This is a genomic window from Streptomyces sp. NPDC002809 (assembly GCF_040295435.1).
Lineage (GTDB): Bacteria > Actinomycetota > Actinomycetes > Streptomycetales > Streptomycetaceae > Streptomyces.
In genome coordinates, this window is sequence record NZ_JBEOVJ010000141.1 from 7,678 (window position 1) to 10,246 (window position 2,569).

Below are 2,569 nucleotides of genomic sequence, written 5' to 3' on the forward strand. Positions count from 1 at the left end.
CGACGCGGGGCGGGGCGGCACGGCCCGAAGCGGCCTGGCACGCGTTCAGGGACCCGGACGCGGCATATCGGCCCGGCGCCGGGCCGTCCGACGGGCGGCGGCGGGTGGGTCCGGGCACCGCTCTCGGCCGGGACGCGGGGCGCGCAGGGGCGGACGGCGTGATGCCGCCGGCCGGTCCCTTGCGGGGCCGGACGGCGGCATCACCGTGGGTGCGGCGCGTCAGCCGTTCAGGCCGAAGTTGCCGAAGGCCGGGTTGAGCAGGCCGATCACGTTGACGGTGTTGCCGACCACGTTCACCGGCACGTGGACCGGGACCTGGACGAGGTTGCCGCTGGCCACACCCGGGGAGTGGGCCGCGACACCGTGGGCGCCGGCACCGCTGTGACCGGTGGCGGAGGCCGCGCCGGCACCGGCGGCGATGATGCCACCGGCGATCATGGTGACGGCAGCAGCCTTCTTCAGGTTCTTCACTTCAGGATCCTCCTAGCGTCGCTGCGGCCAGCCGCCGCAGCACGCCATGAAGAACGCCCCGGACCGAAAGAGGATGCGCCGTTCGAGTGACGTACACACGGGAGTGTGAAACCTGGACCCGAAGGGTGACGCCCGCTCTCGGTCTCCTGTTCAGCCCGCCGCCCCGTGACGGACGGCCCAGAGGGCCGCCTGGGTGCGGTCCGACAGGTCGAGCTTCATCAGGATGTTCGAGACATGTGTCTTGACGGTCTTCTCGGAGAGCACCAGCGCCCGTGCGATCTCCCGGTTCGACCGTCCGTCGGCGATCAGGCCCAGTACTTCCCGCTCCCGCTCGGTGAGGGTGCTCCCCCGGCCGGTCCCCGTACCCGGGGGATCCTGGGCGAGCAGCGCACCGGCCACTTCCGGCTGGAGCAGGACATGCCCCGCGTGCACCGAGCGGATGGCACCGGCCAGTGCGTCCGGGTCGACGTCCTTGTACACGTACCCGGAGGCACCGGCGCGCAGGGCGGGGACGACGGTGCGCTGTTCGGTGAAGCTGGTGACGATCAGGACCTTGGCCGGGTTCTCCAGCTCGCGCAGCTTGCGCAGGGCCTCTATTCCGTCGGTGCCCGGCATCTTGATGTCCATCAGCACGACGTCGGGACGGAGCTCCTCCGTCCTGGCCACGCCTTCGGCGCCGTCGGCAGCCTCGCCGACGACCTCTATGTCGTCCTGGATCTCCAGGAACGTGCGCAGCCCGCGTCGGACCACCTGGTGGTCGTCGACCAGCAGCACCCTGATGAGCTTGTCAGCCACCGGGCACCTCCATCTCGATCGTGGTGCCCTTGCCGGGCGCCGATTCAACGGTGAGCTGCCCGCCGACACCGCTCGCCCGGTCCCGCATCGAGACCAGGCCGAGGTGCCGCCCCGCCTGGCGGGTGGCCGCCGGTTCGAAGCCGCGTCCGTCGTCCGTGACCCGCAGCACCGTGGCGCCGTCGCGACGGGTGAGGGTGACGTCGACGCACCCGGCCCCCGAGTGCCGCAGGGCATTGTGCAGGGCCTCCTGGGAGACCCGGAGCAGTGCCTCCTCCTGGGCCGCGGGCAGGGCACGTACACCGACGCTCGCGAAGGTGACCCGGGCCGTGTGGGCACGGTCCAGGACCTGGATCTGGGTGCGGAGGGTGGCGATGAGACCGTCCTCGTCGAGTCCCGCGGGGCGCAGTTCGACGACGGCGGCGCGCAGCTCGTCGACAGCCTCCGCCGCCAGGGCGGCGACCTGCTGGAGCTCGCCCTTAGCTCGGGCCGGGTCGCGGTCGACCAGGGCCGCGGCGGCCTGGGCTGTGAGCCGCAGGGAGAAGAGCTTCTGGCTGACCGCGTCGTGCAGCTCGTGCGCGAGCCGGGAGCGTTCCTCGGCGATGGTGAGCTCGCGGCTGCGTTCGTACAGCCGGGCGTTCGTGAGGGCGATCGCCGCGTGCTGGGCGAGGATCGCCAGCAGTTCCTCGTCCTCGGCGGTGAATCCGCAGCCGCCGTCGGGCTTCGGGCAGCGCTTGTTGGCGAGGAAGAGGGCGCCGATGATGTCGTCGCCGTCCCTGATCGGCAGTCCCAGGAAGTCGGACATGTCGGGGTGGGCGGCCGGCCAGCCCTCGAAGCGCGGGTCTTTGCGGACGTCGGCCAGGCGCTCGGGCTTCGCCTCGTGGAGCATCGCGGCGAGGATGCCGTGCTGCCGCGGAAGCGGGCCGATGGCCTTCCACTGCTCGTCGCTGACACCGTCGACGACGAACTGGGCGAAGCCGCCGTGGTCGTCGGGGACCCCTAGGGCCGCGTACTCCGCGTCCAGCAGTTCGCGGGCCGACGCGACGATCGTCTTCAGGACGTCCCGCATCTCGAGGTGCCGGCTCATGGCGAGCAGTGCGGCACTCACCGCTGCGAGGCCCGACGGTGGGCGATGGCTCATGGCCTCACGGTACCGGCGGCCCGCTCGCCCCGTATCCGCCTGCGGACGGCCTCGGATCAGGGCGCAGGGACTAGGCCGTGTATCGAAAGTAGATCTTGGGCTGTGAATGATCACGGTTCATGGGGCGGGGAGATCTGACGGACGGGCAGTGGGCAGTGCTGGAGC

At 71.5% G+C, this 2,569-nt stretch carries 3 protein-coding genes; all 3 read right to left on the reverse strand.

The window, feature by feature from the left end:
- Positions 1-219: 219 nt before the first annotated feature.
- Positions 220-471, reverse strand: a complete 252-nt coding sequence (locus ABT025_RS38475; RefSeq protein ID WP_219572718.1) for a chaplin family protein — start codon at positions 469-471, stop codon at positions 220-222.
- Between the two features lie 150 nt (positions 472-621).
- Positions 622-1,266 carry a response regulator gene (locus ABT025_RS38480; RefSeq protein WP_351003392.1) on the reverse strand — a complete coding sequence of 215 codons (645 nt, stop codon included), beginning with the start codon at positions 1,264-1,266 and terminating at the stop codon, positions 622-624.
- Positions 1,259-2,404, reverse strand: a complete 1,146-nt coding sequence (locus tag ABT025_RS38485) for a GAF domain-containing sensor histidine kinase (protein WP_351003394.1) — start codon at positions 2,402-2,404, stop codon at positions 1,259-1,261. The genes ABT025_RS38480 and ABT025_RS38485 overlap by 8 nt, the downstream gene beginning before the upstream one ends.
- Positions 2,405-2,569 lie beyond the last annotated feature (165 nt).